Source organism: Lysobacter sp. 1R34A (genome assembly GCF_051217035.1).
Taxonomy (GTDB): Bacteria; Pseudomonadota; Gammaproteobacteria; order Xanthomonadales; family Xanthomonadaceae; genus Lysobacter.
In genome coordinates this window covers 15512-41388 of record NZ_JBPKJP010000031.1, presented here as the reverse complement: position 1 = coordinate 41388, position 25877 = coordinate 15512, and the positions used below count along the sequence as shown (strand labels likewise).

The window sequence follows — 25877 nt, the reverse complement described above, 5'->3', positions numbered from 1 at the left end:
TTCGCCGCGCGCGTGCAGCAGCTGCGCGGCTTCGCGCCGCGCCTCGACCGCGGCGGCAAGCCCGGCGCCGATGCGATCGTGTTCGCGCTCGATCCCGAGTCCGCCGCCAGCGGCGACGAGGCTTACACCCTGGAGATCGGCCGCGACGGCGTGCGCGTGCAGGCGCGCGCCGCCGCCGGCCTGTTCTACGGCGCGATCAGCCTGTGGCAACTGGCCACCGCCGACGGCGACCGGGGCGCGGCCAGCATCGCCGCGCAGCGCATCGACGACGCCCCGCGTTTCGTCTGGCGCGGCCTGATGCTCGACGTCGCCCGCCATTTCCGCAGCGTCGACGAGGTCAAGTCGGTGCTCGACCAGATGGCGCTGCACAAGCTCAACACCTTCCACTGGCATCTGACCGACGACCAGGGCTGGCGGGTGGAGATCAAGAAGTACCCGCGCCTGACCGAGGTCGGCGGTTGCCGCATCCTCGCCGGCGCCGCCGGCCGCGACGCCGAGGGCAAGCCCAAGCCCTATTGCGGCTACTACACCCAGGAACAGATCCGCGACGTCGTGCGCTACGCCGCCGAGCGCCACATCACCGTGGTGCCGGAGATCGAAATGCCCGGCCATGCGCAGGCGGCGATCGCCGCCTATCCCGAACTCGGCGTCACCGACGTGGTGCGCAAGGCGCCGCCGGTGTCGCCGGACTGGGGCGTGCACACCTATCTGTACGGCGTCGACGACGCCACCTTCGGCTTCCTCGAGAACGTGCTCGACGAAGTCGCCGGGCTGTTCCCCTCGCGCTACATCCACATCGGCGGCGACGAGGCGGCCAAGGACCAGTGGATCGCCTCGCCGAGCGTACAGGCCAAGATCAAGTCGCTCGGCCTCAAAGACGAGATGGCGCTGCAGAGCTGGTTCGTCGGCCGCATCGCCGGCCACCTGCAGAAGCACGACCGCATCCTGCTCGGCTGGGACGAGATCCTCGAAGGCGGCAAGCTGCCGGCGAGCGCGACGGTGATGTCCTGGCGCGGCACCAAGGGCGCGGTCGAAGCCGCGCGAGAAGGCCACGACGTGATCGTCGCGCCGGACCGCCAGCTCTACCTCGACTACGTCCAGAGCGATCGCGACGACGAGCCGAGCGGACGCTTCCCGATCAGCACCCTGCGCGACTTCTATCAGTTCTCGGTGATACCGGCCGAGCTCGATGCGGCGCAGGGCAAGCATGTGCTCGGCGCCCAGGCCAATCTGTGGAGCGAGCACCGGCGCAGCTTCGAACGCGTTCAAGGCGCGCTATACCCGCGCCTGGATGCGCTGTCGGAAGTGGTCTGGTCGCCGCAGGCGCGAATCGACTGGAACGACTTCCAGCAGCGCCTGGCCGCGCAGATGGCGCGCTACCGCGCCCAGGACGTGAAGGCCTCCGACGTCGCCTTCGCGGTCAAGTTCAAGGTCGAGGACGGCGCCGACGGCGCGGCGCCGAAGCTGGCGCTGAGCAACCAGACCGGCTTCGGCGAGATCCGCTACCGCACCGACGGCCAGGACCCCGGCGCCGACGCCCCGGTCTACCGGCAGCCGATCGCCGCGACCCTGCCGCTCGACGTGGTCGCGACCACCTTCGTCGACGGCAAGCCGATCTCGGCGCCGCGCCGCTTCAGCGCGCGCGAGCTGGCCGACCTGACCACCCGCACCAGCGCCGGCCTGCGGCCCTGCCGCGAGGGCTACAACCTGCGCCTGGAGGACGACGCCGCGATCGAGGGCAAGGGCGACGGCGCCCGCGCCTCGCTGACCACGAACCTGATCGACCCGTGCTGGATCTACGAAGGCGCACGACTCGACGGGGTCGGCCGGATCGAGGTCCGGGTCGGCCAGGTGCCTTACAACTTCCAGCTCTGGCACGACACCAAGAACATCGTGACCCGCAAGGCCGAGCTCGGCGGCGCCCTGGAAGTGCGCGTCGACGACTGCAAGAGCGCACCGATCGCGCGCCTGCCGCTGGCCGAGGCCAAGCGTTCGGACGGCCTGACCACACTGCGGGCGGACCTGCCGAAGCTCGCCGGCCGTCACGACCTGTGTTTCGTGTTCGCCAGCGGCGGCCACGACCCGCTGTGGGCGCTGGATCGCGTGACCCTGCGCCCGGCCGCGGACTGAGCCGCCGGCTCCGCGCTCCGCCGCGGCGACGCGGCGGAGCGCTCGTTCAGGTTTCGCGGCGGCCGCCCCTGCCCGCTCGCCATGGCCGAACCAGCCGCGCCAGCACGATCCGGCCCGTTCGCAACAGGCGATCCGCCGCCTTGGGCCAAATAATTATGTGCGCGAATTCATGGATTGTGCACCGCAGCGGTTAGCATGTAGGGGTTCCAGGGGGATCTACAAACATGCCTATTCGCAAGTTGTTGTTGGCCGCGGCGCTCGCCGCGGCGGTCGTATCCGGCTCCGCCGGCGCCCAGGCCCTGTCGAAGCCGGGCGAGTTCTACTTCGACGCCGACGCTCAGACCACCAAGCCGGTGGTCGTGATCAAGGAGACCGGCGACGCTGCCATGGAACGGCTGGCCAAGATCGTCGAACGCAAGGCGCACGCGCCGAACGAGGCCGCGCAACTCGCTCATCTGGCGATGCAAAGCGGCCGCACCGAGCTGGCGCGCCAGCTGTATGCGCGGGCGTTGCGCGAGATCGACAGCGGCAGCACCTACTGGCGCGCGATCATGTGGAACTACGCCTGGGACCTGTATCGCAGCGGCGCCCACGCCGAAGCCTTCAAGTACTGGGTGACCCTGCACGGCGCGCGCAACGTCAGCGCCGCATGGATGCCGCCGACCTACGCCATCGCGCTGTGGTCGTTGGGACGCAAGGACGAGGCGGTGGAGTGGTATGCCGCCGCGGTGCGCAGCGAGCCGGACCTGTGGCGCGACAGCTCGCGTTACGCCGAGCTGCTGCCGGCGTGGCGCGACAGCGACCGCGCCACCCTGGCCGAAGTGCAGAAGGCCTGGGCCGCGAACCCGCCGCGCTGGCCGTAAGGCCGCGCAAGGCCGAGCCGGGCGCCTCGTCCGGCGTGCGCGAACGCAGCGGCGCGGCGTGATGCCGCGCCGCTTTTTCGTGGCCCGACGCAAGTCGGCGACCGTTCGTCGCCGTTGTTTCCGTTGGACTCGGTACACGGCTACAGTCGGCCGTCCGCAGCCGCGCGTTCGCTCGACGACGTCGGTCTGTCGATGCGCCGTTGCAGCCGAGGATCGGATGTCCCTTTCGCTACTGAGCGTTGTGGTGGTCGAAGACCACGGCTTCCAACGCCGCATGGCGCTGCGCCTGCTGTCCGAACTCGGCGTCGCCCGCCTGCACGAGGCCGGCGACGGCGTTTCCGCCCTGGTCCTGCTGCGCTCGCTGTCGCAGGTGCCGGACGTGGTCCTGGTCGATCTGGACATGCCGGGCATGGACGGCATCGAATTCATCGACCACCTCGCCCAAGAGCATCTGGCCCGCGCGATCCTGGTGGTCAGCGCGCTCGACGCGGCCCTGCTGCACACCGTCCAGACCATGGCCCGGGCCTGCGGCCTGCGCGTACTCGAGGCGGTGCCCAAGCCGCTGACCCGGAGCAAGCTCGCCCAGGCCCTGGCCGGCCTGGAGCTGGTCGCGGCGCCGGTCGACGACGACGACCCCGGCGAGATCCACCTCGACAGCCTGCGCGCGGCGCTGGCGGCCGGCGACATCGTTCCGTGGTTCCAGCCGCAGGTCGAACTCGGCAACGGCCGGGTCATCGGCGTGGAGGCGCTGGCGCGCTGGCGCCGCGGCGACGGCCGGCTGATCCTGCCGCAGCATTTCCTGCCCTTGCTGGAGAGCGCCGACCTGGTCGACGAGCTGACCGAACAGATGCTGGCCCAGGCCTGCCGCTGGAAACGCCAGTGGGACCGCAGCGGGCTGCGCCTGAAACTGTCGGTCAACGTGTCCGCCTCGACCCTCGACGACGCCGGCGCCGCCGACCGCTACCAGCGCATCGTCCGCGAAGCCGGGGTGGATCCGGCCGAGGTCGTGCTCGAACTGACCGAAAGCTCGCTGATCGCCGATGCCGCGCGCGGCCTGGGCGTGCTCGCGCGGCTGCGCCTGAAGGGCTTCGGTCTGTCGATCGACGACTTCGGCACCGGCTGGTCGTCGCTGTCGCAACTTTCGCAGGTGCCGTTCACCGAATTGAAGATCGACCAGGAGTTCGTCGCCGGCGCCAGCCAGCAACCGCGCAAGCGCGCGGTGGTCGAGGCCAGTCTCGACCTGGCCCGCAAGCTCGGCCTGGACGCGGTCGCCGAAGGCGTGGAAACCGTCGAGGACTGGCAGATGCTGGCCGAGCTGGGTTGCGCGATCGCCCAGGGCCGGCTGATCGGCGATGCGGTGCCCGGCGAAGAGCTGCCGGCCCTGCTCGGCCGCTGGCGCCGGCCCGAGCATTGAGGCGCGCGGTGTTCGCCTGGCTCGACCGCTTCAGCATCCGTCGCCAGCTGTGGGGACTGTTCGGGCTGTTCCTGCTGACCGGCGCCAGCGTGCTGGTGATCGACGAGATCGAGCAATACCGCGCGCGCCGCTCGCTGCAGACCCTGCAGGACGACGCCCTGCTCGGCCTGCGCCTGATCAAGACCGTGTCCGACGCTTACGGCCTGGACGTGGTCGACACGACCTTCCGGGTGCGCAACTACCTGGTCGATTGGGACGAGGGCCTGCAGCGCGTCGACGACGCCCGGCGCCGCGTCGACCAGGCCTGGCCGCGCCTGCAGGCCCTGCCGCATTCGGCCGAGGAACGCGCGCAACTGCATGCCGCCGCCCAGGCCCGCCGCACCGCCGACGCGGCCGCGGCCGAACTGCGCGCGATCCTGCGCCACCGCGACATTCGGGCCCTGGGCCAGTTCGCCGACAAGCGCCTGTACCCGGCGATCGATCCGCTGACCCAACGCCTGCAGTCCTTGTCCGACCTCAAGCTGGTCCAGGCCGACAGCGTGGTGCGCGCCGACATCGTCCGCAGCGAACGGGTCAGCCTGGTCCGCATCGCCCTGTCGCTGTTCGCGCTGGCGACCGCGGCGCTGATCGGCCGGCGCATCCTGCGCAACGCCTCGCGCGGCATCGACCGCCTGACCTGGCTGGCGCGGCGGATGCGCGAGCACGACTACACCGCCGAGCCCGGCGAGCTGCCGTCCGGCGAGCTCGGCGCGGTCATGCAGGCCTTCATCGACATGCGCCGCGACGTGCTCGGCTTCGAGACCGAACTGACCGGGCAGTTGATCCGCAACGAACGCACCCGCGCCGAACTCGAGCGGCGCGAGCGCTTCCAGCGCTCGCTGCTCGATTCCGCGCAGATCGCCATCCTCGCCGTCGACGGCGACGGCTGCCTGATCCTGGTCAACGCCTTCGCCGAACGCCTGCTCGGGGTCAGCGCCGAAGAGGTGATCGGCCACGAACGCCTGCACACCGTGTTCGAGCCGCGCGCGCTGCAGGCACTGGCCGACGAATTGAGCGCGCAGACCGGGCAGGCCGTGTGCGCCGACTGGACCGCGCTGCGCGAACTCGCCCTGGCCAATGCCGCGCCGCGCGAGACCCGCTTGCGCCACCGCGACGGCACCTGGGTGCCGGCGTTGATGGCGGTCTCGGCCACCCACGAGGACGAGGATGCACCCGGCCTGCTGCTGATCGCCGCCGACCTGAGCCCGCTCAAGCGCCTGGAGCGCGAACTGCGCGCCAGCGAAGCGCGGGCGCAGGACGCCAACCGCGCCAAGTCCTCGTTCCTGGCTGCGATGAGCCACGAGATCCGTACCCCGATGATCGGCGTCACCGGCATGATCGAGGTGCTCGCGCATTCGCGCCTGGACCCCGAGCAACGCCGAGCCCTCGACGTGATCGAACAGTCGGCGCGGTCGCTGCTGCAGATCATCGGGGGCATCCTCGATTTTTCGAAGATCGAGGCCGGACGCCTGGAGATCGTCACCGAGGCGGTCGACCTGGCCGCGCTGGTGCGCGGCACGATGGCCGGCTTCGTCGGCGCCGCCGCCAGCCGCGGCGTGACCCTGAGCTGCCGGATCGACGCCGGCATCGCCCCGGCGCACCGCGCCGACGCCCTGCGCCTGCGCCAGATCCTCGGCAACTTCCTCTCCAACGCGGTCAAGTTCACCGAGCGCGGCAGCATCCAGGTCGCGCTGGAATACCTCGGTGCGGCGACCGCCGACGGCGACGAGCCGCGCGATGCGCTGTGCCTGCGCGTCAGCGACACCGGCATCGGCGTCGGCGCCGAACAGCAACGGCGTTTGTTCGAGCCTTTCAGCCAGGCCGACAGCGACACCACCCGCCGTTACGGCGGCACCGGCCTGGGCCTGGCGATCTGCCGGCGCCTGGCGGCGCTGATGGGCGGCGAAGTCACGATGGAAAGCGCGCCCGGCGTCGGCACGACCATGCGCTTGCGCGTCGCCCTGGCGCGCGCGCCGGCCTCGGAACTGCGCGCAGCGAACGCCGGCGACGCCGACGCGACCGCGCTGGTCGCGCGCTCCTTGCCCGACCTCGCCACCGCCGAGCGCGAACGCAGCCTGATCCTGCTGATCGACGACCATCCGACCAACCGGCTGGTGATCGCACGCCAGCTCGCCCTCGCCGGGTATGCCAGCGAGTCCGCGAGCAGCGGCCAGGAAGGCCTGCAACGCTGGCGCAGCGGGCGTTACGCGTTGCTGCTGTCGGATGTGCACATGCCCGGCCTGGACGGCTACGGCCTGACCCGCGCGGTGCGCGAAGAGGAAGCGCGCGACGGCCTGCCGCGCACCCCGATCGTCGCCCTGACCGCCTCGGCGTTGAAGGGCGAAGCCGAGGCTTGCCAGGCCGCGGGCATGGACGATTACCTGGTCAAGCCGGTCGCGGTCGCGCGTCTGGCCGCCACCTTGCAGCGCTGGCTGCCGCACACCGTGCCGCCGCCGGGCACCGCTCCGACCCTGGCGAACGACGAGCGCGCACGCGTGCTCGACGGCGAAGTACTGCAAGAGCTGCTGAGCGACAGCGGCGGCGACGCCGCCGATGTGCTCGACGACTTCCTCGCCGTCACCCGCCAGGACCTGGCCGAACTGCAGAGCGCACGCGCGCAGGGGGACCTGGCCGGTGTGCGCCGCCAGGCTCATCGCATCAAGGGCGCCGCGGCCCTGATCGGCGCCCACGAACTCGGCGCCGCCGCGCAGGCGGTCGAGCAGACCGCGCACGATCAGGACTGGACCGCGTTGCTCGCGGTGCTGAGCGACCTGGAAACCGCGCTGGAGCGTTTGCGGCGGTTGCGGTGAATCGGTTTGAGCGAGCGCGGTGGGGGCGAATAGCGAATCCCCTTGCCCCCTCTCAAAGAAGGGCCTGCAGCCGTGGCGGGCGCAACGCTGGCGATGGCTTGGATGCGGGCTCGGCCACGGCCGGGCGACCTCCGCCGTGGCGGCGATCGCCTCACGAGCATCCAGACAAGCGTGTCGAGTTACCCCCTCTGACAACGGGGTCGGCGCCCGGCGCAACGCCGACGCCGGTGTCCGCAGCGCCGGGATTTACCCTTGCCGTGGCTGTGGCCGCTTGCCGCCCCAGCGCGGTTACTTCGCCTGCGCGTCCTCGATCGGAATCTGGTGCTCGCGCAGCCATTCGAGCACCGCTTCGCGTTCGCGGCGGGCCTGAGCGCTGAGCACGCTCTCGGGGGTCATGAACATGAAACGCTGGAAACTCGCGCCCTGCACGTTGCGGGCGTTCGGGCTCGCGCCGGCCTGCAGCAGCGCCAGGGCATGGCCGAATTCGTTGACCTTGGCGGCCTGGTGCAAGGGCGTGTTGCCCATGCGGTCGGCCAGATCGGGCTTGGCGCCGGCCGCGAGCAGGGCCTTGAAGTTGTCGGCGCGCTCGCCCATCAAGGCCGCCGCGAGCGGGGTGGCCTTGGTGACGGTGTTCGGGGTGTCCGGGTTCGCGCCGCGATCCAGCAGCACCCGCAGGTAGCGCGGGTCGCTGGCCATCGCCGCCAAGTGCATCACGGTCATGCCGTCGTCGCTGCCGACCGTCGGGTCGGCGCCGACCCCCAGCAAGGCCTCCATGCCGTCGCTGCTGCGGTGGTAGAGCGCCCATTGCAGCGGCGTGGTGCCCTTGGCGCCGCGCGCGTTCGGGTTGGCGCCGGCCGCGGCGAGCTCGCGCACGCGCGCGGCATTGCCGTCGGCGGCGGCTTCGGCCAACTCGGCGCTACGTACGTCGGGGAAGACTTCGCTGGCTTGCATCGATCGGTTTCCCGGGCCTGCACACGCCGTGCAGACCGACAGCATAAGCAGGATGGCGGCGGCCATCACGCGCGAGGCCGCGCCACGCGGGTTCGGATGCGGAAAATTCATGACGAGGCGCCTGCTAGGGAAGACGACCGTGGCCGGATGCCCGGATCGTAGCGCAGTCGCGCCGGCGCGTAAGCCGAACCGGTGCCGCTCGCGGACGCGCGCGACGACGCGGCACGCCGGGGCGCGCTCACGCCGTCACAGTGGCCGGGTCCGGACCTCAGTCGAAGGGATTGAGGAAACTGCCGACGTCGTCGATGACCTTGGCCGTGCCTTCGGCGACATCGCCGGCGAAGTCCAGGGTGGCCTCGGTCGCGGTGCCCACGCCGTCGAACACGATCTCGGTCAGCTCGCCGGCGCCTTCGGACACGTCGCCCAGGATCTGCCCGCCGTCCTCGATCCAGCCGGCAAGGGTGTCGCCGGCATCCTTGAGGCCGGCGTACTCGCCGAGGTCGCGGATCAGGCCGCCGGCGAGTTCGCCGCTGCCCTCGGCCACGTCGCCGACCAGGTTGAAGCCGCCGCGGCCGACGTCGCCGGCCAGGTTCAAGGTGCCCTCGGCGAGGTCGCCGGTGAGCTTGAAGGTGCCGTCGATGTAGCGGCCGTCGGCGAATTCGTTGTTGATCACCCCGTCGATATCGCCGCCGAAGTCGTAGCCGACGTTGAAGGCGTCGACGCCGAGGTCGATCAGTTCCTGGGCGCCGTCGCCGAGCAGATCGATCGCGGTTTCCGAAACGGTCTCGGCCGTGCGGTCGAGCAGTCCGAGATCGTCGCCTTCGATGCTCTCGGTCGGCGTCGGCGTCTGGGTCTTCATCGCCTCGATCACGGTCGCCGCGCCGTGCGCGCTGAGCACGTTCGGCCAGCCTTCCGGATGCTTCAGGTTGAGCTCGTAGCCGACCGCGTCGGGCGTGCCGTTGAGGATCTCCACGCTCTGCTGCACGCCGGTCAGCGGATCGCCGTCGACGTTGTAGCGGCGGATCTGGCCGTCTTCGGCCTGCGAACGCGCGTCGTGCGGGCTGAAGCCCAGATCGCGCAAGGTGTCGTTGCTCAGGCCGGCGGCGTTGAAGGTCACCGCGGTGTTGCCGGTGGCCAGCGCCGCGGTCGAGGCCAGGCCGCCGCCGAGCGAGTGGCCGGTGAACACGACGTTGTCGCCGAACGCGGCCTCGGCTTCCTTGGCCAGCGCGACCGCCTGCTTGTACTGGCTGGTGTCGAAGCCCAGGCCCTGGCCGACGTCGTTGGCGATGTCGCCGTCGCCGAACGGGCTGTAGCCGTTGGTGCCGGCGAAAGCGACCACGTACTGGCCGTTGTTGTTGGTATAGACCGCGGCGCGGAAGCCGGTGCCCTCGGTTTCCAGCGAGGCCGGGTCGATGCCGGCCGGCTTGCCGTCGGGGCCCTTGAGGTCGAGCAGTTGTTCCGGGGTCAGCCGGGTCCAGCCGGCGGTACCGGCGCCGTCGGTCTTGTAGACGTCGCTGGACAGCTCCGCCAGCGACGTGTCGATGGCCTTCTGCGGCTCCTGGCCGTAGAGCTGCTCGCTGAAGGGCTCCTGCACGGTGGTGTCGACCGGCGCATGGGGCGAGTACGGCAGTTCGACCGGCGCGCTCGCCAGGGACACCGGCGGCGCCGGCTCCTGCGGCAGCGGCTGCGAGGCCGGCTGCGGATGCAGCAGGTGATCGATCAGATTCGGCAACTGGGCAAAACGGAACGCACTGTCGAACTCTGGAAAGCTCATCGCGGCCACCCCTGGAGACTTGAACGCAGCGTATGGAGGTGGATTGTGCAGAAACAGCTGGTGCGTGCCCGAGCTAGGGTCGACCCTAGGGGCGTCGGGACTCGGGACTCGGGACTCGGGACTCGGGACTCGGGATTCGGGATTCGGGATTCGGGATTCGGGATTCGGGATTCGGGATTCGGGATTCGCGGGGCGGGAGGCGGGGGGCGGGGCGGGAGCACGGCCGTAGCGCGGCAGGGATCAACCTTCGGCCCAGGCGCGCGGTCGCCGGGCTGCGTTATGGTCGGGGTTCACCTGGAGAGGTTCCGCATGTCCCGACCGATCACCGCGCCCCGCCGCGGCCTGGCGTTGCTCGCCCTGGCCTGCGCGCTCGCCCTGCCGCTGTCCGCACCGGCCGCCGACCGCATCAGCGGCAAGGCCTTCGCCACCCGCAGCGAGGTCTATGCCCCGCACGCGATCGCCGCGACCTCGCATCCGCTGGCCACCCAGGTCGCGCTCGACGTGATGAAGGCCGGCGGCAGCGCGGTCGATGCGGCCATCGCCGCCAACGCCGCGCTCGGCCTGATGGAACCGACCGGCAACGGCATCGGCGGCGATCTGTTCGCGATCGTGTGGGACCCGAAGACCAAGAAGCTCCACGGCTACAACGGCTCGGGCCGTTCGCCGAAGTCGCTGAGCCTGGCCGAGTTCCAGAAGCGCGGGCTCAAGGACATTCCGCCGCACGGCCCGCTGCCGGTGACCGTGCCCGGCACCGTCGACGGCTGGTTCGCCCTGCACGAACGCTTCGGCCGCAAGCCGATGGCCGAGAACCTGGCGCCGGCGATCCGCTATGCGCGCGACGGTCATCCGGTGCACGAGGTTATCGCCTATTACTGGAACGCCTCGGTGCCGCGCCTGTCGAAGTGGCCCGGCTTCAAGGAGCAGTTCACCGTCGACGGCCGCGCCCCGCGCACCGGCGAGACCTGGAAGAACCCGAACCTGGCCAACACCCTGGAGAAGATCGCCCGGGACGGACGCGACGCGTTCTACAAGGGAGAGATCGCCCGCACCATCGACGCCTACTTCAAGGCCAACGACGGCTTCCTGAGCTACGACGACCTCGCCGCCCACCGTGGCGAATGGGTCGAGCCGGTCAGCACCAACTACCGCGGCTACGACGTCTGGGAATTGCCGCCGAACGGCCAGGGCATCGCCGCGCTGCAGATCCTCAACCTGCTCGAACCCTACGACCTGAAGGGCTACGGCTTCGGCAGCGTCGAGCACCTGCACCTGTTCACCGAGGCCAAGAAGCTCGCCTTCGCCGACCGCGCGCGCTGGTACGCCGACCCGGCATTCTCGAAGTCGCCGGTCGCCAAACTGATCTCCAAGGAGTACGCGGCCCAGCGGCGCAAGCTGATCTCGATGGACAAGGCCCTGCGCGAGGTGCAGCCGGCCACGCCGAAGGAACTCGACGAAGGCGACACCATCTACCTGACCGTGGCCGATGCCGACGGCATGATGGTTTCGCTGATCCAGTCGAACTACCGCGGCATGGGCAGCGGCATGGCGCCGCCGGGCCTGGGCTTCATCTTCCAGGACCGCGGCGAGCAGTTCGTGCTCAAGGAAGGCCACCCGAATTCGTTCGCGCCGGGCAAGCGCCCCTTCCACACCATCATTCCCGCGTTCGTGACCAAGGACGGCAAGCCCTGGCTGTCGTTCGGGGTGATGGGCGGGGCGATGCAGCCGCAGGGCCACGCCCAGATCGTCATCAACCTGATCGACTTCGGCATGAACCTGCAGGAAGCCGGCGACGCCCCGCGCCTGCAGCACGACGGCTCGACCGACCCGGCCGGCCAGGCCACGGTGATGAGCGACGGCGGCGAGCTCGACCTCGAAAGCGGCTTCGCCTACGAGACCGTGCGCGAACTGATGCGCCGCGGCCACAGTGTGCGCTTCGCCCACGGCCCCTACGGCGGCTACCAGGCGATCATGGTCAACCCGCACGGCGGCTACGTCGGCGCCAGCGAATCGCGCAAGGACGGCCAGGCCGCAGGGTACTGAGCGAACCGTCGGGCTCGTAATGCAGGAGCGAGGTGAGTCGCGACATGCGCAGCGACGTGAAGCGGCGCCGTCGCGGCTCCCGCCGCTCCTACCCGAAAAGCATCGCCGCGCGATTGACAGCACCGACATCGCTGTCGAACACTAATCGCGCGGCGTCGCCACGACGCCGCGCACCAGTTGCGGATCGCCCCGATGGCCGATCCGCAGTCCGGACCGAGGGGTGCTGCGACGGAACCGATGCGTTCCGCCACGCTCGATCCGCGATGCCGAGACAAGGGCGCCCTCCCGATCCAGGAGGCGTCATGCCCGTTGTTTCCCATACCGCGTCCGACGACGCGAACCTCAATCCCAGCGCCGCGCTCTGCGCCGTCCAGGCTGCCTCGAACGGCTTCCGGCTCGCCGTGGTCACCTCGACCGTCTACGCCGGCTTCCACCCCGACGATGCCGGCCTGGTCGACGCCCTGCGCGGCCACGGCATCGAGCCGGTCGCCTGCGTCTGGAACGACCCCGACGTGGACTGGACCCGCTTCGACGCGGTCCTGGTCCGCACCACCTGGGACTACTTCCGCCACTACGACGAGTTTCTCGCCTGGTACGACCATATCGAGGGGCTCGGCCTGCCGATCGCCAACGAGCTGCCCTTGCTGCGCTGGAACAGCAACAAGCGCTACCTGCTCGAGCTCGCCGCCCACGGCGTCGCCATCATCCCGACCGTGTCGGCGCGCGGCGATGCGCTCGCCGAGGCGGTCGCGGCGATGACCGGCCAGGACGTGGTGATCAAGCCCACGGTCAGCGGCGGCGCCTGGCATACCATGCGCGGCCGCGTCGGCGAAGCCGCCTTCGCCGAATTGCTGGCGGCGCTGCCGCGCGATCTCGACTATCTGGTACAGCCGTTCATGCCCGAGATCGTCGCCGAGGGCGAGTGGTCGCTGATGTTCTTCGACGGCCGTTACAGCCACGCCGTGCTCAAGAAACCGAGCGCCGGCGACTACCGCGTGCAGACCGATTTCGGCGGCAGCGCGAGCCTGACCGAACCCAGTCCGGCGATCCTAGCCGCCGCCCGGCACGCGCTCGAGGCCGTCGCCGCGCTCGGCTACCGCGACCAGGCCTATGTGCGCGTGGACGGGGTGATGACCGCCGACGGCTTCCGCCTGATGGAGCTGGAGTTCATCGAACCCTTCCTGCACTTCGCCGCGTATCCGCCAGCGGCGGCCCTGTTCGCCGCGCAACTGGCGCGGCGCTGGCCGAGCGTGCGCGAATCGGCCGCGCTCGACGCTGGATGATTCCGGCGTTGGCTGAATCCCCATAACTCAGACTCTGGACCCACCAGTGCACGCGCCGCCGAGGCGGCGCAACGGAGCCCGCATGCAAGCCGAACTCAGCGAGTCCCTGTTTTCCTACGGCACCCTGCAACAGGCCGGCGTGCAGCAGGCCACCTTCGGCCGCCTGCTCGCCGGCCAGGCCGATGCCTTGGTCGGGTATCGCCGCACGATGGTGAAGATCGAAGACGCACGGGTCGTCGCCACCAGCGGCGAGGCTTACCATCCCATCGTCGAAGCCAGCGGCGACCCGCACGACCGCGTCGAAGGCACGGTATTCGCGGTCAGCGCCGACGAGCTGGCCCATGCCGACGCCTACGAAGTCGACGACTATCAGCGTGTGCAGGCCGAACTGGCGTCGGGCCGGCGCGCGTGGGTGTACGTGAAGCGGCCCGGCTAAGGCCTCTGCCGCCATTCGATCGGCCGCCCATCGCCCCGAGCCGGGGCTCCGCCGAACCTCAGTCCGCCGCGACCGTGCGCCCGCGCGCCCATTCGCGCAGGGCGGCGACCTGCTCGCCCATCAGGACCGACAAGGGCCGGGTCTGCTTCAGCTCGGCGCGTACCTGGAAATCCGTCAGCGGCGTATTGGCCGCATGCGCGGCGTACATCGCCGCGACGATGGCCTGCTCGATCTCGGCGCCGGAAAACCCGTCGCTGGCCGAGGCGAGCCCGGCCAGATCGAAGCCTTCCGGATTCAGCGCACGCTTGCGCAGGTGGCCGGCGAACAATTCCTCGCGCACCTCGGCGACCGGCAGGTCGACGAAGAAGATCTCGTCGAAGCGGCCCTTGCGCAGCAGTTCCGGCGGCAAGGCCTCGATCTGGTTGGCGGTCGCGACCAGGAACAGCCGCGACTTGCGCTCGGCCATCCAGGTCAGCAGATAACCGAGCACGCGCCGCGACACCCCGCCGTCGCTGTCGCCGCCGTCGCCGGCCAGGCCCTTCTCGATCTCGTCGATCCACAGCACCGCCGGCGCCAACTGCTCGGCCGAACTCAAGGCCGCGCGCAAGTTCTTCTCGGTCTCGCCGTGGAACTTGTCGTACAGGGTGCCGAAGTCCAGGCGCACCAGCGGCACGCCGAAACCGGCCGCGACCGCCTTGGCGATCATCGACTTGCCGCAGCCCTGCACGCCGAGCAGCAAGATGCCCTTGGGCGGGTCCAGCCCGGGCGGCGCATCGCCGCCGACGAACACGCCGCGGCGCTGTTCGATCCAGCGCTTGATCCGGCGCGCACCGGCGACCTCGCTCATGCGCGCGCTGTCGTATTCGTAATGCAGGTGGCCGGAGCGGTTGAGCAGTTCGAACTTCAGCTTGGCCAGTTCCGGCAGATCGTCCGGCCCGATCGCGCCGTCGCGGAAGATCAGGTGGCGCGCGATCCGGCGCGCATCGACCGGGTCGAGGCCTTGCAGGTTGCGCACGATCTGCCTGACCACCTCGGCGTCGCTCTCGACCCGCCGCCCGCCATGCTCGCGCATGTAGTTCTCGGCTTCCTCGCGCACCAGCTTGAGCAACGCATTGGCGTCCGGCAGGCTCGGCCGGTGGCGCACCGCCAGCGATTCCAGGTCCGGCGGCAGCTCGACCTTGTGCCCGATCAGCACCAGCACGTGCGGCTCGCAACCGCGGCGCTGGACGATTTCGCGCAGCTGGCGCTGGGTGCTGGCATACCCCAGATAGGGATGCACATCGAACATCAGATAGATGCCGCGCTGGTCGGCGTCGCGGATCGACTGCAAGGTATTGGAGATGTCCGGCGGAACCTCGGTTTCCTCGTCGTCGCGGTCGAAATCGACCCGGCGCAGGCCTTCGGTGATCGACCAGCGGTACAGCGCCCGCCACACGTTCATCAACACCTGCCGGAACAACTCGATCACCCGCGACTCGTCGCGGGTCTCGATCACGATCAATGGGGTGTTGGCGCGGATCAGCGCCGTCAGGTCTTGCAGTTCGCTCATGGCACCGCTCTTGCATGGACACGACATGATACGGCGCGCGGACGGGGCGCTTCGGAGCGCGCGGGCAAAAGCATGGGCAACCGCAGATCCCCTATGCCCTGTGCGGGTCGTTCGCCGCGTTCGAAGGGGGCGACCGCTGGAGCCGCGATGGTTCTGGGGTGCACGTCGATCGCAGACGATCACAAGGGCTACGTCCCAACGCTGCGGCATGGCTACGGTCGCCTTCGAAACAGGCGGAGGGGGTTTGCTTTGGCTCTTGCCTTGGCTCCTCTCGCTTCCGACCCGCCCCCAACCGCACCTAAGCCTAAAGCCGCCTTGAGGCCGCGCCGCGCAACCGCGACCATGCCCCATCGTCCGACGTTCGCGATGCCCGCCCATGGCTTTCGACGCCTTCGCCCTGGTCCTGGCCATGCTGGGGCTGGGCTACCTGTTCCAGCGCTTGCGCGTGCTGCCCGACAACGCCGCGCAGACCTTGAACCTGGCGGTGCTCTACGTCTGCCTGCCGGCCGCGGTGCTGCGCTACGCGCCGCGCCTGCACCTGGAGCCGGCCCTGATCGGCGTCGCCGCGGTGCCGTGGCTGCTGCTGATCGCGACCGTCGTGTGCGTCGGCGCGCTGTCGCGCTGGCTGAAGTTCCGCCGCGACGAACACGCGGTGCTGCTGCTGACCGTCGCCCACGGCAACACCAGCTTTCTCGGCTATCCGCTGACCCGCGCGCTGATCGGCGAGCACGCCCTGCCGTACGCGGTGATCTACGACCAGTTCGGCGCCTTCCTGATCCTGTCGACCTTCGGCCTGTGGGTGCTGGCGCGGTACGGCGGCGATCGCGCGCCCACCGCCCCCGACATGGTGCGCCGGGTCCTGCGCTTCCCGCCGCTGTGGGCGCTGTCGATCGGGTTCACGCTGATGCCGGCCGAGCCGCCGGACTGGATCGCCGGCGGCCTGCAACGCCTGTCCGACGCCTTGCTGCCGTTGGCGATGCTGACCATCGGCCTGTCGGTGAAGCTGGCGCTGCCGCGCGACGAGCTCAAGCCGCTGCTGTCGGGCCTGGCCCTGAAACTGGGGCTGATGCCGGCCCTGGCCTGGCTGCTGGTGCCGCTGCTCGGCCTGCACGGCGAGATGGCGCGCGCCACCGTGCTCGAATCGGCGATGCCGTCGATGGTCACCGCCGGTGCCCTGGCGATCGCCCACCAGCTCGCCCCGCGCCTGGCCGCGGCGATGGTCGGCTACGGCCTGCTGCTGTCGTTGCTGACCTTGCCGTTGTGGGCGCGGGTGGCTCTGGGGTGACGAGTCGGCCCGACGACAGGCTGTGATGCCCGCCTGCCGCGCTCCGGCACCCGGCGACGAATCCTCCCATGGCCCGCCTCGCCCCCGCCCGTGATGGCCGCCGCCACACCCCCGGTGTACGCTGCGGTTTCCATCCGGAGGGAGCTCGCATGAAGACCGTGCTGGTGGCCAGTTCGAAGGGCGGCGTCGGCAAGACCACGATCGCCACCCACCTTGCCGCCCAGGCGGCCCTCGATGGCCTGCGCACGGCCTTGATCGACGCCGATCCCCAGGGTTCCTCGACCCGCTGGGCGCAGCGCCGCTCGGTCCTGGAGAGCGCGGTGCTGCCGCTCGACGGCACCCGCCGCAAGACCTGGCGCAAAAGCCTGCCCGACGACGCCCAGCGCACCGTGATCGACGCGCCGGCCGGCGCGATGGCCGAGGATCTGGAAAGTTTCCTGGAGATCGCCGACGCCGTGGTGGTGCCGATCCAGCCCTCGACCCTCGACATCGAAGCCACCGTGCCCTTCCTCGACACCCTGGCCCAGCACCCGCGGGTGCGCCGCGGCCAGCTCCGCGTCGGCCTGGTCGGCAACAAGCTCAAGCCCTGGACCAATGCCTCGCAGCAGGCCATCGAGCTGCTGCGCGAATGGCCCTACCCGGTGGTCGGGCAGATCCGCGACAGCCAGGCCTATGTGGTGATGACCGCGCTCGGCAAGAGCCTGTTCGACTACCACTCCGCACAGATCCGCGAACACCAGGCCGACTGGCAGCCGCTGCTGAAGTGGATACGCAAGTAAGGCAGGCGCCCCGGCCGCGTTCGGCGCCGGCGCTACCTTTATTCCGATCCGACAGGCATCCTCCTACGGTCGCTCTTCGCACGTCGCAACGATTGGTCCAGCCTTCGCGCGCTTGTCGTTCCCGACCCCGCTTTCCTCCGCCGCCAGAACTGCCCACTCCATGCGCGAATTGATCCTGCTCCGCCACGCCCACGCCGAGCCGGCCGCCCAAGGCCAGGCCGACCTCGACCGCCCGCTGTCCGCCGAAGGCCTGGCCGAGGCCGAGGCCGCCGGCCGCTGGCTCGCCGAGAACAAGCTGGTCCCGGACTGCGTGCTGTGTTCGCCCTCGCGACGGACGCGCGAGACCCTGGAGGCCGTGCTCGGCGCGATCGGCTATGTCGAACAGCGCATCGAGCCCTCGGTCTACGACGCGACCCCGGGCACCCTGATCGGCCTGGCCGACACCCACATCGAGGCCGAGTGGCTGATGCTGGTCGGCCACAACCCCGGCCTGGAACGCCTAGCCGCGCTGCTGCACAGCGGCCAGTCGGGCGACTACCGCGGCATGCCGCCGGGCGGGATCGCGGTATTGAGCGTGCCGGTCGGCACCGGCCTGGAACCGGGAGTGGCCCAGCTCAGCGCTTTTTGGTGGCCGTGAACCCGGCGCGGCCGGCGCCGTCGCGCTGGCGGCGCCTCCGCAACCGGGTCGCCGCCGCAGCCGCCCTGACGGCGGCGTTCGCCTGCCCGGCCTGGGCGCAGCCGACGTACCAGGCGTTCGACCCCGACCACACCCGCTTCAGCTTCGAGCTGCGCACGCGCTGGGGCCAGAAGGTCGCCGGGGTGTTTCCGCGCTACGACGGCGAGGTCGCCACCCTCGCCGACGGCCGCCACCAGGTGCGCATCCGCCTGGCCACCGGCGCGGTGCAGCTCGGCGACTCCGAGCGCTACACCCGCCTCGCCCGCGGCGAGCGCTTCTTCAATGCCCCGCTGTATCCCTACATCGAGTTCCTGTCCGAACCGCATGCGCCCGACCTGGTCCGCACCGGCGGCGCGCTACGCGGCAAGCTGACCCTGCACGGGGTCAGCCGGATGGAGACCTTCGTGCTCGGCGCGCCGGCCTGCGCCCGCCCCGGCGAGGATTGCAACGCGATCGCCCACGGCAGCGTCAGCCGCTACGACTACGGTCTGGACGGCTGGCAGTTCGCACTCGGCGACCGTGTTCGTTTCACCATGCAGGTCCGGCTCAAGCCGGGCGTGCTCAAGCACCCCGAATCCAGGCCGGCAGACCCGCGGTCCAGCGACGGCCGCTCTGGCGACAGCCGGCCGGCCGAGTCCGGCCGGGTTTCGGAATGAAAGGAGTCTTTCCGTTGAATGCGGTACCCCGCGGCCTAGCCGCCCTGCTCGTCCTGTCGCTGTCGGCCTGCGCGACGCTGAGCCCGGCGCAGCGCGACCGCGCCAGTGAAATCGCCGCCCAGGCGCGCTCCAACCGGATCGACTGCGCCGCCGCCGACGCCTGCGCCCAGCCCTCGCCGCTGCGCGAACTGGGCAGCAAGGCCCTGGCCGCCTCGACCCCGGAGCAGCCGCGCCACTACGCGGTCATCCTCGACCGGGGCCCCGACGCCCTGCTCGCGCGCATCGACCTGATCCGCGGCGCTACCCGCACCCTCGACCTGCAGACCTACATCTACGACGAGGACGACGCCGGCAAGCTCGTGCTCGACGAACTGCTCGCCGCCGCCCGCCGCGGCGTGCGCGTGCGCCTGCTGATGGACCAGCTCGCCGCGCTGCGCCACATCGACACCCTGGCCGCGCTGTCCGGCGCCCACGTCAACCTGGAAGTGCGGCTGTACAACCCGGTGCTGCAGCGCGCCCGCATCACCTATCCGCAGTACGTGCTGGCCGCGGCCTGCTGCTGGCGCCGGCTCAACCAGCGCATGCACACCAAGTTGCTGCTCGCCGACGGCCGGGTCGGCATCGCCGGCGGCCGCAACTACCAGGACGACTATTACGACTGGGACGACGAGTACAACTTCCGCGACCGCGACGTGCTGGTCGCCGGCCCGGTCGCCGAGGTCATGGGCACCGACTTCGACCTGTTCTGGAGCGACCGCCGCAGCGTCCCGGTCGAACGCCTCGGCGACGTCGGCCGGCGCCTGCTCGCCGACGGCGTGCCGGCCCTGCCGAAGACCGAGTTCGAGCGTCCCAAGCGCGCCCAGGCCATGCTCGACGATGCCGCCAACGCCGAGACCGTGCGCGAGCGCGTCGCCGCGCACGCGATCGAAGTCGGGCAGGTGCGCTACATCTCCGACACCCCCGACAAGCATCGCGAGAACAGCGACGTCAGCGCGCTGGCGTCCGACTCGCTGCGCAACCTGATCGCCAATTCGCGCAAGGAAGTGATGCTGCAGACGCCGTACCTGGTGCTGTCGAAGGCCGCGCAGAAATTGTTCAGCGACCTGCACGAACGCCCCGACGCGCCGCGCGTGATCGTCTCCACCAACAGCCTCGCGGCGACCGACGCCTTCATCGCCTACGCCCTGTCGTACAAGTACAAGCGCCGCTACCTGCGCGAATTCGGCTTCAACATCTACGAATACAAACCGTTCCCGGCCGACGCGCCGATCGACATCGCCGCGACCGGCGCGACCCTGCCCGCGCTCGGCCTGCCGGGCCTGCCCGAGCAACCCGAGCCGTCGGCGCGCTCGCGCCGGCAGGACCGCAGCAGCGTCGCCTACCCCTATCAATACCGGCGGCCGCTGTCGCGCGAATACGCCGCCACCCGCTACGCGCGCCGCCGCAGCAACGAACCGGTGCCGCTCAAGCGCGCCGGCGTGCGCATCGGCATGCACGCCAAGTCGATGGTCATCGACGACCGCATCAGCGTGATCGGCACCCACAACTTCGACCCGCGCGGCGATCACTACAACACCGAGAGCGCGGTGGTGATCGAGGACGAGGCCTTCGCCCGCGCCCTCGGCGACAGCATCCGCCGCGACATCGCCCCGGCCAATTCCTGGGTGATCGCGCGCCGCGACAAGCCGCCGGTGTTCTCCGGGCTGGAGTATTCGATCGCGAAGATCTCCGAACACCTGCCGCTGTTCGACCTGTGGCCGGTGCGTTATGCGACCAGCTACGAGTTCGTGCCCGGCCCGAACTGCCCGAGCCCGCTGTACCGCACCGACCCGGGCTTCCGCGCCTGCTACAAGCCGGTCGGCGATTTCCCCGAGGTCAACCTCGGCGTGAAGAGCCTGACCACGCGCATGTTCACCGCCTTCGGCGCGGGGCTGGCGCCGATTCTTTGATCCGGGCGCTGCTTGCGCGCCATGGGGCGGCGGCGCGGCGCTGATCCGCTGCGGTCGGCCGCATCGGCACCGGATTGAACTCGCCCGGCCGGTACGTGTCTGAGCGGGTGCGATTCAAGCCCACGGACCGGAGCCTTTCGATGCGCATCGTCGCCTTGCTTGTGAGCATATTGGGCGTACTGGCATTCGGCAGCGCGCTCGTTTATTCGTTCGTGCGGCCCACTGCGATCGAATCGTTGGCCCGCGACCTGATCCGGATCGAAGTAGAGCAGCGCGTCGGCGAAACCCTGCGTCCCCTGGATGACACCGCGATGTCGCGGATCGCCACGCGAATGTCCGAACGCGGCCGTGCGCGGATCGCGCAGATCGGCGAGCAATTGCAAGCCGGCTTGCCGCGCCGGGTCGCCGAGATCGCGACGCAGATGCGCGATCCCGACTGCGCCTGCCGCGGTCGGATCGAAGCCGGCGCTACCGCGGCGCTGCAGATGCAGCGCGCGCGACTGCTGGATTCGGACACGCGCCTGACCCGCGCGATCCGCGCCAAGTACGTGCAAGTCGCCGACGCCTTGATCGGCGAATTCCGCATCTTCAGCACTGCGAATCTGCTGGTGTTCGGAATGCTCGGCGTGGTGACGCTGACCCGGCCTCGCGCCGGTCTGCATTTGTTGCTGCCAACCCTGGTGATGCTGGGTGCGGCGGCCATCACCGCCTATTTCTATCTGTTCCAGCAGGACTGGCTGCGCACTGTCGTGTTCGGCGACTACGTGGGTTTGGCCTATTTTCTTTACCTGGGGCTGGCGGGCGTTTGGCTGAGCGACATCTCGTTCAATCATGCACGCCTGACCACCGCGACGATCAACGGCGCCGGCGCAGCGGTCGGCGTGGCGTTCAACCTCTTGGCCTGCTGAAGCTCGCACACCGAGCTTATCGGCCGAGCGCTCCGGTATCGCTCCGAGTATGGGGCCCCGTAATTGGCGCTCTGCCCCGATCGTACCGGGAGCGGCCATGGCCCATGGCCGAGCGCCCTCGGCGTCGTGATGCGCACGCGGCCGATCCGGCTTTCTCCCCCTGCGGTTGGCCGCATCCGCCGCCCGGCATAGGTCTTCAGTCATAGATACGCGATTGCAACCTCCGCGCCCCTCGCCACATCTCTATCCACAATCCCGGCGCTTGCATCCAGCCGCCGGGGCCCGGAACCCCCACCGGGGACCCCGGAACACCAGGGCATGACTTCCAGCACATAGGCAAGATTGTTTAGGTGTTGTACTTTACCAACACACCGAGTCACTACACCCCCACGACACAGGAAGACCGCCATGAACGCCCAGAACGCCCGTACCGTTTCCCCGACCGCCACGACCGCTCCGGCCACTGTCCAGGCCGCCCCGACCGTCCGCCACCAGCACCGCCAGCGCGATTTCGGCGTCGGCTACGGCAACAGCAGCGGCTATGCCAGCAATCGCAGCTACGCCAGCAACTGGGTCCAGCCGCGCTTCCGCTTCGCCTGATCGCAGACGTCCGTCCATGGGCCGGCCGAACGCGGTGATGATCTTCCCCTCTTTCCGACCCGGACCGGCGCGTACAGTCCCCACTGTTCGACGCGCGCCGTTCCGGGCTTTTTAGAGGACGCCGGGGCCGCCCGACCGCCCCGCGCCAACGCCCAAGCCCCGCTCCGTCGCCTCACCGCAGCATCCGAAGCACGCCCTCAACGCCGGCGAACTGACGCGCGACTGGCCCGGCCGCGGCATCGCCGCTATCGTGAGGCGATGAATGCCTCCGACACCGCTCCCTCCGCCGCGCGTTCCCTGTTCCGCGGCACCGACACCGTCGCCGATCTCAACCGGCTCTCGCGCAACACCGCGATGGAGCCGCTCGGCATCGTCTTCACCGAAATCGGCCCGGACTACGTCCGCGGCACCATGCCGGTCGACGCGCGTACCCACCAACCTTATGGCCTGCTCCACGGCGGCGCCTCGGTCCTGCTCGCCGAGACCCTGGGCAGCAGCGCGGGCAACCTCAGCGCGCCCGAAGGCAAGATGTGCGTCGGCATCGAGATCAACGCCAACCACGTCCGCGGCGTGCGCAGCGGCACCGTCACCGGCACCGCGCGGCCGCTGCACATCGGCGCCAGCACCCAGGTCTGGGAAATCCGCATCGAGGACGAGGCCGGCAGACTGGCCTGCATCTCGCGCCTGACCCTGGCCGTGGTACCCAAGCCCTGACCCGGCGAGTAGGCTAGGACCTCATCCGGCGCAGCAGCGCCGGTTTTGCTGACTCGCGAGAACCCCGTGCGCCGACCCACCATCAAAGACGTCGCCGAACTGGCCCAGGTCTCGCTGAAGACCGTCTCGCGAGTGATCAACGACGAGTCCGGCGTCCGTGCCCGTACCCGCGCCCGGGTCCACGAAGCGATCGCCGAACTCGACTACCGACCCGACCCGTCCGCGCGCAGCCTGCGCAGCGCGCAGCCGTACGCGCTCGGCGTGGTCTACGACAACCCGAACCCGTACTACATCATCAGCGTGCAGAACGGCGTCCTCGCCGCCTGCCGCGAAACCGGCTACGGCCTGCAGATCCATCCTTGCGATTCGTCCTCGCCGCTGCTCGCCGCCGACCTGATCGACCTGGTCCAGGGCGCGCGCCTGGCCGGCCTGGTGCTGGCGCCGCCGATGTCCGAGCGCATGGAACTGGTCAGCGAACTGGTCGCCCACGGCATCCGCCTGGTGCGCATCGTCTCGGCCGCCGAAGACCCGAAGGACGGCTCGCCCTGCGTCTGGGTCGACGACCGCGACGCCGCCTACGACATCACCGAGCACCTCATCCAGCTCGGCCACCAGCGCATCGGCTTCCTGTGGGGCGGCAAATCGCACCGTTCGAGCTGGGAACGCTACAAGGGCTATGCCCAGGCGCTCAATGACTACGGCATCGCCGAAGACGAGAACCTGGTGTTGCCGGGCGACTACTCCTTCGACGACGGCTTCCGCGGCGCGCGGCGCTTGTTCGCCCTGCCCGACCGCCCGACCGCGATCTTCGGCAGCAATGACGAAATCGCCGCCGGCGTGCTGGCCGCGGCGAAGTCCAGCGGCATGCACGTGCCCTACGACCTGTCGATCGCCGGTTTCGAAGACAGCCCCTTCTCCAAGCAGTCCTGGCCGACCCTGACCACCGCCCGCCAGGCCACCGAAGAGATCGCCCGTCACGCCGCGTATCGGCTGATCGCCGAATTGCGCCGCGAAGTCGACCAACCGCTGGAAGTCCCCCCGAACGAAGGCTTCAGCCCGATCCTTGTGGTCCGCGGTTCGACCGCCCCGCCGCGGCCGTTGGCGACGCCGTAAGCGGCGCAGCCCGATCACGACGCTCTCTGCTTTGTCCCTCCCGTTCGAAACGGCGGGCCAGTAGACCGTTGCCGTTGCGGTTGCCGTGGCTGTGCGCGGCTTCGCTAGCGAAGGCCCGGGAGCCCCGGAGGGTGGCCTGCAGGGGTGCAGGCCGTTTTTCATCGGGACAGGGATGTCCCGTATGCAGAGCCCTGCGGATGCATCGCTCGTGCGGGCTAGCGATTCAAAACAAGCAACTTCTTTGGTTACCTTTCTTTTGCTGCTTTAGACAAAAGAAAGTAAACCGCCGCTTTAGTGGCGGAAGCTTTGGATTTGATGTTGATCTTTCTTGAAGCTTGCGCCGCAAGACCATAACGACGTGGTCGCGGCTTGCGCCGCTCCTACCTTGGCGAAATTGCGTCGCTTCGATGAATGACGGCGGCTTTGTTGTCTCTGCGCGTTCCGTGGTCGCGACTTACCTCGCTCCTACAAAGGAAAGAATCGCGACAGCAGCTTGCTAGAAACCACCGCATCCCGATCGATCACCCGCGCAACGCCACCGCCTCGCGCGCCAGCGCCTCCACCTTGCTCCAATCGCCGGCCTTGACCGCCGCCGCGGGCGCCACCCACGAACCGCCCACGCAGGGCACGTTCTTCAACGCCAGGTATTCGTGCGCGTTGTGCGCGCCGATGCCGCCGGTGGCGCAGAAGCGCAGTTCCGGCAACGGGCCGCCGATCGCTTTCAGGGCGGTGGCGCCGCCGATCGATTCGGCCGGGAAGAACTTGAGCTGGGTGTAGCCGTGCTCGAACAAGGCCATCGCTTCCGACGCGGTCGCCACGCCCGGCAGCCACGCCAGGTCGATGTCGCGCGCGGCGGCGATCAGGCCCGGGGCGCTGCCCGGCGACACCGCGAAGGTCGCGCCGGCCTTGAGCGCATCGCTGAAGTCCGACGGCTTGCGCACGCTGCCGACGCCGACCGCAGCGCCTTCGACTTCGGCGGCGATCGCGCGCACCGCATCGAGCGCCACCGCGGTGCGCAGGGTCACTTCGATCGCCGGCAAGCCTCCGGCGACCAGGGCGCGCGCCAACGGCACGGCGTCCTTCAAGTCGTCGATCACCAACACCGGCACCACCGGCGCCAGGGCCAGCACCGCGGCGACGCGCGCCTGCAGATCCTGCATCGAACTCATTGCCTCACTCCTGTGGTTCGCGGCGTCGCGCTCAATCCCGCGCAGCCACTTCGTCGATATGTTTGAGCAGATCGGCCGGGTCTTCATAGACGCGGAAGGCGCCGGCGCGTTCGAGTTCCTCCTGGCCGTAGCCGCCCGAGAGCAGGCCCACGCCGAGCGCGCGCGCGCGCCGCGCGGCGAGCAGGTCCCAGATGCTGTCGCCGACCACGACCGAGTTCTCGATGTCGGCGCCGAGCTTGTCGGCGGCGGCCAGGAACAGATCGGGATCGGGCTTGGCGTGCCTGACCATGTCGCGGGTGATCACCGGGGTGACGTCGGGGTCGACGCCCAGCGCGACCAGATTATGACGCGCGGTTTCCATGCGTCCGCTGGTGGCGATCGCCCACGGGATCCGGTTCTCGGTCAGGTAGGCGAGCAACTCCACCGAACCCGGCAGCGGCCGGATCTGGGTCGCCTGCCGGCCATAGGCCTCGGCATGCAGACGGTGCAATCGCTCGATGCGCTCGGGGGTGATGTCGATCCCGGTCTCGCGCAGCAGAATGTTGGTGAACAAGCCGCCGCTCATGCCGATCTTGCGGTGGATGCGCCACACCGACAGCGGGATGCCGTCGGCGTCGAGCGCCTGCTTCCAGGCGAGCACGTGCTGGTAGACGCTGTCGACGAGGGTACCGTCGAGATCGAACAAGAAGGTGGTGCGTACGGGAGCGGGCATGGGGGACCAGGCTGGGGATTAGGGATT

General features: G+C 69.8%; 21 protein-coding genes and 1 riboswitch. Of the genes, 16 read left to right on the top strand and 5 right to left on the bottom strand.

Features of this window, described 5'->3' with window-relative positions; all coding sequences use genetic code 11:
• The 4 genes from ACSAMQ_RS09810 to ACSAMQ_RS09795 form a co-directional block, all read left to right on the top strand.
• Nucleotides 1-2130, top strand: a 2130-nt coding sequence (locus ACSAMQ_RS09810; RefSeq protein ID WP_435395469.1) for a family 20 glycosylhydrolase, incomplete at its 5' end; no start/stop codon positions are given.
• Nucleotides 2131-2354: 224 nt separating this feature from the next.
• Nucleotides 2355-2993, top strand: coding sequence for a tetratricopeptide repeat protein (locus tag ACSAMQ_RS09805; RefSeq protein WP_435395468.1), 639 nt, complete (start codon nucleotides 2355-2357; stop codon nucleotides 2991-2993).
• 217 nt (nucleotides 2994-3210) lie between these two features.
• Nucleotides 3211-4407 (top strand): EAL domain-containing response regulator, encoded by a 1197-nt coding sequence (locus tag ACSAMQ_RS09800; protein ID WP_435395467.1) that lies wholly within the window; start codon nucleotides 3211-3213, stop codon nucleotides 4405-4407.
• Between the two features lie 8 nt (nucleotides 4408-4415).
• On the top strand, nucleotides 4416-7256 hold the full coding sequence (locus tag ACSAMQ_RS09795; RefSeq protein ID WP_435395466.1) for an ATP-binding protein: 2841 nt from the start codon (nucleotides 4416-4418) through the stop codon (nucleotides 7254-7256).
• Between the two features lie 288 nt (nucleotides 7257-7544).
• On the opposite strand, the gene ACSAMQ_RS09790 is transcribed toward ACSAMQ_RS09795, so the two are convergent.
• Together ACSAMQ_RS09790 and ACSAMQ_RS09785 are read right to left on the bottom strand one after the other, a co-directional pair.
• Nucleotides 7545-8207 (bottom strand): ankyrin repeat domain-containing protein, encoded by a 663-nt coding sequence (locus ACSAMQ_RS09790; RefSeq protein WP_435395465.1) that lies wholly within the window; start codon nucleotides 8205-8207, stop codon nucleotides 7545-7547.
• A 268-nt stretch (nucleotides 8208-8475) separates the two neighbouring features.
• Nucleotides 8476-9981 carry a hypothetical protein gene (locus ACSAMQ_RS09785; RefSeq protein WP_435395464.1) on the bottom strand — a complete coding sequence of 502 codons (1506 nt, stop codon included), beginning with the start codon at nucleotides 9979-9981 and terminating at the stop codon, nucleotides 8476-8478.
• Between the two features lie 309 nt (nucleotides 9982-10290).
• Here ACSAMQ_RS09785 and ggt point away from each other — a divergent pair, with 309 nt between their 5' ends.
• The 3 genes from ggt to ACSAMQ_RS09770 all read left to right on the top strand — a co-directional run bounded on the left by ggt (nucleotide 10291) and on the right by ACSAMQ_RS09770 (nucleotide 13740).
• Nucleotides 10291-12021, top strand: a complete 1731-nt coding sequence (ggt, locus tag ACSAMQ_RS09780; RefSeq protein WP_435395463.1) for a gamma-glutamyltransferase — start codon at nucleotides 10291-10293, stop codon at nucleotides 12019-12021.
• A 209-nt stretch (nucleotides 12022-12230) separates the two neighbouring features.
• Nucleotides 12231-12311, top strand: a riboswitch (S-adenosyl-L-homocysteine riboswitch).
• A gap of 12 nt (nucleotides 12312-12323) precedes the next feature.
• Nucleotides 12324-13304 carry an ATP-grasp domain-containing protein gene (locus tag ACSAMQ_RS09775; protein ID WP_435395462.1) on the top strand — a complete coding sequence of 327 codons (981 nt, stop codon included), beginning with the start codon at nucleotides 12324-12326 and terminating at the stop codon, nucleotides 13302-13304.
• A gap of 82 nt (nucleotides 13305-13386) precedes the next feature.
• Nucleotides 13387-13740: a gamma-glutamylcyclotransferase family protein gene (locus ACSAMQ_RS09770; protein WP_435395461.1), complete on the top strand. Its 354-nt coding sequence runs from the start codon at nucleotides 13387-13389 to the stop codon at nucleotides 13738-13740.
• A 58-nt stretch (nucleotides 13741-13798) separates the two neighbouring features.
• Here ACSAMQ_RS09770 and ACSAMQ_RS09765 read toward each other — a convergent pair whose 3' ends face one another.
• Entirely contained in the window at nucleotides 13799-15289 is a 1491-nt protein-coding gene (locus ACSAMQ_RS09765; protein ID WP_435395460.1) for an AAA family ATPase, read from the bottom strand.
• A 376-nt stretch (nucleotides 15290-15665) separates the two neighbouring features.
• On the opposite strand from ACSAMQ_RS09765, the gene ACSAMQ_RS09760 reads away from it, so the two are divergent.
• The 9 genes from ACSAMQ_RS09760 (at nucleotide 15666) to ACSAMQ_RS09720 (ending at nucleotide 23969) form a co-directional block, all read left to right on the top strand.
• Nucleotides 15666-16574 carry an AEC family transporter gene (locus ACSAMQ_RS09760; protein ID WP_435395459.1) on the top strand — a complete coding sequence of 303 codons (909 nt, stop codon included), beginning with the start codon at nucleotides 15666-15668 and terminating at the stop codon, nucleotides 16572-16574.
• Nucleotides 16575-16723: 149 nt separating this feature from the next.
• Nucleotides 16724-17353, top strand: a complete 630-nt coding sequence (locus ACSAMQ_RS09755; RefSeq protein ID WP_435395458.1) for an AAA family ATPase — start codon at nucleotides 16724-16726, stop codon at nucleotides 17351-17353.
• Between the two features lie 160 nt (nucleotides 17354-17513).
• Nucleotides 17514-17990, top strand: a complete 477-nt coding sequence (locus ACSAMQ_RS09750; protein WP_435395457.1) for a SixA phosphatase family protein — start codon at nucleotides 17514-17516, stop codon at nucleotides 17988-17990.
• Entirely contained in the window at nucleotides 17981-18685 is a 705-nt protein-coding gene (locus tag ACSAMQ_RS09745) for a YceI family protein (protein ID WP_435395456.1), read from the top strand. Before ACSAMQ_RS09750 ends, ACSAMQ_RS09745 begins: the two co-directional genes overlap by 10 nt.
• 14 nt (nucleotides 18686-18699) lie before the next feature.
• A complete protein-coding gene (locus ACSAMQ_RS09740) occupies nucleotides 18700-20634 on the top strand; it encodes a phospholipase D family protein (protein WP_435395455.1) in 1935 nt (644 codons plus the stop codon).
• A gap of 74 nt (nucleotides 20635-20708) precedes the next feature.
• The gene (locus tag ACSAMQ_RS09735) at nucleotides 20709-21542 is read left to right on the top strand and encodes a hypothetical protein (RefSeq protein WP_435395454.1); all 834 of its coding nucleotides are present in this window, start codon (nucleotides 20709-20711) and stop codon (nucleotides 21540-21542) included.
• 408 nt (nucleotides 21543-21950) lie between these two features.
• Nucleotides 21951-22142 (top strand): hypothetical protein, encoded by a 192-nt coding sequence (locus tag ACSAMQ_RS09730; protein ID WP_435395453.1) that lies wholly within the window; start codon nucleotides 21951-21953, stop codon nucleotides 22140-22142.
• Nucleotides 22143-22496: 354 nt separating this feature from the next.
• Complete coding sequence (locus ACSAMQ_RS09725) at nucleotides 22497-22856, top strand: hotdog fold thioesterase (protein WP_435395471.1); 360 nt, start codon at nucleotides 22497-22499, stop codon at nucleotides 22854-22856.
• Between the two features lie 66 nt (nucleotides 22857-22922).
• A complete protein-coding gene (locus tag ACSAMQ_RS09720; RefSeq protein ID WP_435395452.1) occupies nucleotides 22923-23969 on the top strand; it encodes a LacI family DNA-binding transcriptional regulator in 1047 nt (348 codons plus the stop codon).
• A 521-nt stretch (nucleotides 23970-24490) separates the two neighbouring features.
• Here the strand turns inward: ACSAMQ_RS09720 and eda are convergent.
• Together eda and ACSAMQ_RS09710 are read right to left on the bottom strand one after the other, a co-directional pair.
• On the bottom strand, nucleotides 24491-25138 hold the full coding sequence (gene eda / locus ACSAMQ_RS09715) for a bifunctional 4-hydroxy-2-oxoglutarate aldolase/2-dehydro-3-deoxy-phosphogluconate aldolase (RefSeq protein WP_435395451.1): 648 nt from the start codon (nucleotides 25136-25138) through the stop codon (nucleotides 24491-24493).
• Nucleotides 25139-25169: 31 nt separating this feature from the next.
• A complete protein-coding gene (locus ACSAMQ_RS09710) occupies nucleotides 25170-25850 on the bottom strand; it encodes an HAD family hydrolase (RefSeq protein ID WP_435395450.1) in 681 nt (226 codons plus the stop codon).
• Nucleotides 25851-25877 lie beyond the last annotated feature (27 nt).